General features: G+C 52.1%; 1 protein-coding gene, 2 tRNA genes and 3 rRNA genes. 1 reads left to right on the top strand and 5 read right to left on the bottom strand.

Annotation, left to right across the window (positions count from 1 at the left end; genetic code table 11):
• Positions 1-29: 29 nt before the first annotated feature.
• From rrf to LKR43_RS16020, 5 genes are all read right to left on the bottom strand, one after another.
• Positions 30-142 (bottom strand): 5S ribosomal RNA (gene rrf / locus LKR43_RS16040).
• Positions 143-347: 205 nt separating this feature from the next.
• Positions 348-3,232 (bottom strand): 23S ribosomal RNA (locus LKR43_RS16035).
• 379 nt (positions 3,233-3,611) lie between these two features.
• Positions 3,612-3,687 (bottom strand) — tRNA-Ala (locus tag LKR43_RS16030).
• A 17-nt stretch (positions 3,688-3,704) separates the two neighbouring features.
• Positions 3,705-3,781, bottom strand: a tRNA-Ile gene (locus tag LKR43_RS16025).
• A gap of 114 nt (positions 3,782-3,895) precedes the next feature.
• Positions 3,896-5,434 (bottom strand): 16S ribosomal RNA (locus tag LKR43_RS16020).
• The 16S, 23S and 5S rRNA genes sit together here with 2 tRNA genes alongside, the layout of an rRNA operon.
• Positions 5,435-5,717: 283 nt before the next feature.
• On the opposite strand from LKR43_RS16020, the gene LKR43_RS16015 reads away from it, so the two are divergent.
• On the top strand, positions 5,718-6,024 hold a 307-nt coding region (locus tag LKR43_RS16015), incomplete at its 3' end, for a hypothetical protein (protein WP_227685185.1).

Genomic DNA, 6,024 nt, shown 5'->3' with positions numbered 1-6,024 from the left:
TTTGTGTGGGGGTTTTTCTTTCAATAAGAGCCTGACGATGACCTACTTTCACAGACGTACGTCCACTATCATCGGCGCGAAGGCGTTTCACTGTCCTGTTCGGGATGGGAAGGAGTGGGACCACCTTGCTATGGTCGTCAAGCGTAACCGGTTGTTGGCGTGCGTGTTGGGGCACGTCAACGAATCTGGGAAGAAGCACCGCGCCTGGGTTTAAGGCCAGGGGTGTAATGTTTGGTGTGTGTTCGTGGCGTACGGGCCGCGATGGGGTTTGCGCGCTGGTCAACTCACAGTGCGACTTGGCTTATTTGTTTGAACGGCACTTGGTCACGTACAACCTGCAAGGTTATAGGATCAAGCCGCACGGGCAATTAGTACTGGTTAGCTACACGCATTACTGCGCTTCTACACCCAGCCTATCAACGTCCTGGTCTCGAACGACCCTTCAGGGGGCTCTAGGCCCCGGGATACCTAATCTTCAGACGAGTTTCCCGCTTAGATGCCTTCAGCGGTTATCTCTTCCGTACGTAGCTACTCGGCAATGCCATTGGCATGACAACCGATACACCAGCGGTACGTCCACTCCGGTCCTCTCGTACTAGGAGCAGGCTCCGTCAAGTATCCAACGCCCACGGCAGATAGGGACCAAACTGTCTCACGACGTTTTAAACCCAGCTCACGTACCTCTTTAAATGGCGAACAGCCATACCCTTGGGACCGGCTACAGCCCCAGGATGAGATGAGCCGACATCGAGGTGCCAAACACCACCGTCGATATGAACTCTTGGGTGGTATCAGCCTGTTATCCCCAGAGTACCTTTTATCCGTTGAGCGATGGCCCTTCCATTCAGAACCACCGGATCACTATGTCCTGCTTTCGCACCTGTTCGACTTGTCAGTCTCACAGTCAAGCACGCTTATGCCATTGCACTATCAGCACGATTTCCGACCGTACCTAGCGTACCTTCGAACTCCTCCGTTACACTTTAGGAGGAGACCGCCCCAGTCAAACTGCCCACCATGCACGGTCCCCGATCCGGATAACGGACCTAGGTTAGAACCGCAAACAAACCAGGGTGGTATTTCAAGGATGGCTCCCTCGAATCTGGCGACTCGAGTTCAACGCCTCCCACCTATCCTACACAGGCCGGTTCACAGTCCAATGCAAAGCTACAGTAAAGGTTCATGGGGTCTTTCCGTCTAGCCGCGGGTAGATTGCATCATCACAACCACTTCAACTTCGCTGAGTCTCAGGAGGAGACAGTGTGGCCATCGTTACGCCATTCGTGCAGGTCGGAACTTACCCGACAAGGAATTTCGCTACCTTAGGACCGTTATAGTTACGGCCGCCGTTTACCGGGGCTTCGATCAAGAGCTTGCACCCCATCACTTAACCTTCCGGCACCGGGCAGGCGTCACACCCTATACGTCCACTTTCGTGTTAGCAGAGTGCTGTGTTTTTAATAAACAGTCGCAGCCACCGATTCTCTGTGACCCCTTCGAGCTCTGGGCGCGGGCCCATCACCCTACCAGGGTATACCTTCTCCCGAAGTTACGGTATCAATTTGCCGAGTTCCTTCTCCTGAGTTCTCTCAAGCGCCTTGGAATATTCATCCCGTCCACCTGTGTCGGTTTGCGGTACGGTCTCGTGAAACTGAAGCTTAGAGGCTTTTCTTGGAACTGCTGCCGATCAGTTTAGGACCGAAGTCCTATTCAGCCACACCCTTGAATTACGCGCCCGGATTTGCCTAAGCGCCTTCTACAGTGCAGCAACGGGGACATCCAACACCCCGATGACGTTTCGCAATCCGTCCCCCCATCGCATTTCACGACGGTGCTGGAATATTAACCAGCTTCCCATCAGCTACGCATCTCTGCCTCGCCTTAGGGGCCGACTCACCCTGCGCCGATGAACGTTGCGCAGGAAACCTTGGACTTACGGCGAGGGGGCTTTTCACCCCCTTTATCGCTACTCATGTCAGCATTCGCACTTCTGATACCTCCAGCAGACTTCACAATCTGCCTTCGCAGGCTTACAGAACGCTCTCCTACCGCGTATATCTAAGATATACACCCGCAGCTTCGGTCTATGGCTTAGCCCCGTTACATCTTCCGCGCAGGACGACTCGATCAGTGAGCTATTACGCTTTCTTTAAAGGATGGCTGCTTCTAAGCCAACCTCCTGACTGTCTATGCCTTCCCACTTCGTTTCCCACTTAGCCATAGTTTGGGACCTTAGCTGGCGGTCTGGGTTGTTTCCCTCTTGAGTCCGGACGTTAGCACCCGGTGCTCTGTCTCCCATGCTCTACTTGCCGGTATTCGGAGTTTGCCATAGGTTGGTAAGTCGCCATGACCCCCTAGCTATAACAGTGCTCTACCCCCGGCAGTAATACATGAGGCACTACCTAAATAGTTTTCGGAGAGAACCAGCTATTTCCAGGCTTGTTTAGCCTTTCACCCCTATCCACAGCTCATCCCCTAATTTTTCAACATTAGTGGGTTCGGTCCTCCAGCACGTGTTACCGTGCCTTCAACCTGGCCATGGATAGATCGCCTGGTTTCGGGTCTACACCCAGCGACTGAATCGCCCTATTCGGACTCGCTTTCGCTACGCCTTCCCTATTCGGTTAAGCTTGCCACTGAATGTAAGTCGCTGACCCATTATACAAAAGGTACGCAGTCACCCCACAAGGAGGCTCCTACTGTTTGTATGCACACGGTTTCAGGATCTATTTCACTCCCCTTCCGGGGTTCTTTTCGCCTTTCCCTCACGGTACTGGTTCACTATCGGTCGATCACGAGTATTTAGCCTTGGAGGATGGTCCCCCCATGTTCAGACAGGATTTCACGTGTCCCGCCCTACTTGTCTGACGCCTAGTTCCACATACAGAATTTCGCCTACAGGGCTATCACCTGCTACGGCCGCGCTTTCCATCGCGTTCGACTATTCAATATGCTAAAACGTCAAGGCTGGTCCGATTTCGCTCGCCGCTACTTTCGGAATCTCGGTTGATTTCTTTTCCTCGAGTTACTGAGATGTTTCAGTTCACCCGGTTCGCTTCAACACGCCTATGTATTCAGCGTGTGATACACCATCGCTGGTGTGGGTTTCCCCATTCGGATATCTGCGGATCAATGTCTGTTTGCCGACTCCCCGCAGCTTTTCGCAGGCTACAACGTCCTTCATCGCCTGTGATCGCCAAGGCATCCACCATGTGCACTTATTCGCTTGATCCTATAACTTTACAGGTTATAAGAACTTGAGTTTGCGTGTGTTGTGCCGTTCATCATTTTCAAAGGCCTTGCTCCGTGGAACAAGTATTTTTGAGAACTATTTGAACAAAATTGTTTAATGCAATCACAACCCGTACTTACGCGTGATCATGTCGTATTGACCATGATCCACACCATAATTACTTCGTTGTGCTTCTTCCAGATTGTTAAAGAACGAGTAAAACCATTAAACCGTAAAGATTTAACGAGCAGTCTTTAGCAACCGGCCGCCTATTAAGACAACCGACCCTAAACACTCTTCGTTAAGCCCTTGACCATCACCGATTCAAGCACCGACCCCAGAAACTTACCGCTTACCCCGACTTTCTTCACGAAAGCTGTGGTGGAGGATGACGGGATCGAACCGACGACCCCCTGCTTGCAAAGCAGGTGCTCTCCCAGCTGAGCTAATCCCCCGCACCGATAAATCGTACTGGTGGGTCAAGTTGGAATCGAACCAACGACCCCCGCCTTATCAAGACGGTGCTCTAACCGACTGAGCTACTGACCCAGTATGCGCCACCGATTAATCACTTAACCGGTCACGTAACCTTGTCGTGGCTTACTCTTTCTATATTCAACAGCCAATAAGTGTGGACGCTTTCGCTTCGTGCGCTTCGCTCTGAAAGGAGGTGATCCAGCCGCACCTTCCGATACGGCTACCTTGTTACGACTTCACCCCAGTCATGAATCCTACCGTGGTAATCGCCCTCCTTGCGGTTAGGCTAACTACTTCTGGTAAAACCCACTCCCATGGTGTGACGGGCGGTGTGTACAAGACCCGGGAACGTATTCACCGCGACATGCTGATCCGCGATTACTAGCGATTCCGACTTCATGCAGGCGAGTTGCAGCCTGCAATCCGGACTACGATCGGGTTTCTGGGATTGGCTCCCCCTCGCGGGTTGGCGACCCTCTGTCCCGACCATTGTATGACGTGTGAAGCCCTACCCATAAGGGCCATGAGGACTTGACGTCATCCCCACCTTCCTCCGGTTTGTCACCGGCAGTCTCATTAGAGTGCCCTTTCGTAGCAACTAATGACAAGGGTTGCGCTCGTTGCGGGACTTAACCCAACATCTCACGACACGAGCTGACGACAGCCATGCAGCACCTGTGTTCCGGTTCTCTTGCGAGCACACTTCAATCTCTTGAAGCTTCCAGACATGTCAAGGGTAGGTAAGGTTTTTCGCGTTGCATCGAATTAATCCACATCATCCACCGCTTGTGCGGGTCCCCGTCAATTCCTTTGAGTTTTAATCTTGCGACCGTACTCCCCAGGCGGTCAACTTCACGCGTTAGCTGCGCTACTAAGGCCCGAAGGCCCCAACAGCTAGTTGACATCGTTTAGGGCGTGGACTACCAGGGTATCTAATCCTGTTTGCTCCCCACGCTTTCGTGCATGAGCGTCAGTATTATCCCAGGGGGCTGCCTTCGCCATCGGTATTCCTCCACATCTCTACGCATTTCACTGCTACACGTGGAATTCTACCCCCCTCTGACATACTCTAGTTCGACAGTTAAAAATGCAGTTCCAAAGTTAAGCTCTGGGATTTCACATCTTTCTTTCCGAACCGCCTGCGCACGCTTTACGCCCAGTAATTCCGATTAACGCTTGCACCCTACGTATTACCGCGGCTGCTGGCACGTAGTTAGCCGGTGCTTATTCTGCAGGTACCGTCAGTGACGCCAGGTATTAACCAGCGCCGTTTCTTCCCTGCCAAAAGTGCTTTACAACCCGAAGGCCTTCATCGCACACGCGGGATGGCTGGATCAGGGTTTCCCCCATTGTCCAAAATTCCCCACTGCTGCCTCCCGTAGGAGTCTGGGCCGTGTCTCAGTCCCAGTGTGGCTGGTCGTCCTCTCAAACCAGCTACAGATCGTTGCCTTGGTAGGCCTTTACCCCACCAACTAGCTAATCTGATATCGGCCGCTCCAATAGTGAGAGGTCTTGCGATCCCCCCCTTTCCCCCGTAGGGCGTATGCGGTATTAGCCACGCTTTCGCGTAGTTATCCCCCGCTACTGGGCACGTTCCGATATATTACTCACCCGTTCGCCACTCGCCGCCAAGAAAAGCAAGCTTTTCTCGCGCTGCCGTTCGACTTGCATGTGTAAAGCATCCCGCTAGCGTTCAATCTGAGCCAGGATCAAACTCTTCAGTTCAATCTCTGTATAAATCGTAATTTCCATCCGACCCGAAGGCCAGTGGTCATACGTCGCGTTTCGCTCAAAGAAAAAGACCGGTTCAAATTACTTCAAACCTTACTTCTTCATTTGTGCGGACACTTGATATAAATTTGGCGAACCTTCGTGAGAAGGTTTGCGCACTCATTCCAAGCGCCCACACTTATCGGCTGTTAAATTGTTAAAGAGCATGTACTACCTACTGCCTTCACCGCGTGGCGCTTAAAGCACTGCGCTGTGTCAGCAGCAAAGAAGCGAGATTATGAAGCAGTTTTTTTCGTTTGTCAAGTTGAAGATCAGTGCCGGGCAATCCGCCTACAACCACTTGACCAAAACAACCAGCCAAACCTGCCACACAACCGCTGCGCTTTTTTGTGCATCAACTGGTGAGTCAGAAACTATACCATGTTTTGCAAAAGCGCGCTTTGCGCTGTTTTTTCGAGCCCGCCGATTCAAATGTGCCCGCTCAAAGCAGTCCCGCTTGAATCGCCGTCACATTCGGGTAAACCCTGATGTGTTGGCTGCGAAAGAACAGAACTATAGCATAGCTTTTTTAACCCGTGCAACTG

It is taken from the genome of Pusillimonas sp. MFBS29 (genome assembly GCF_020687695.1).
Classification (GTDB): Bacteria; Pseudomonadota; Gammaproteobacteria; order Burkholderiales; family Burkholderiaceae_B; genus Pusillimonas_C.
This window is presented reverse-complemented; position numbering and strand designations above follow the sequence as displayed.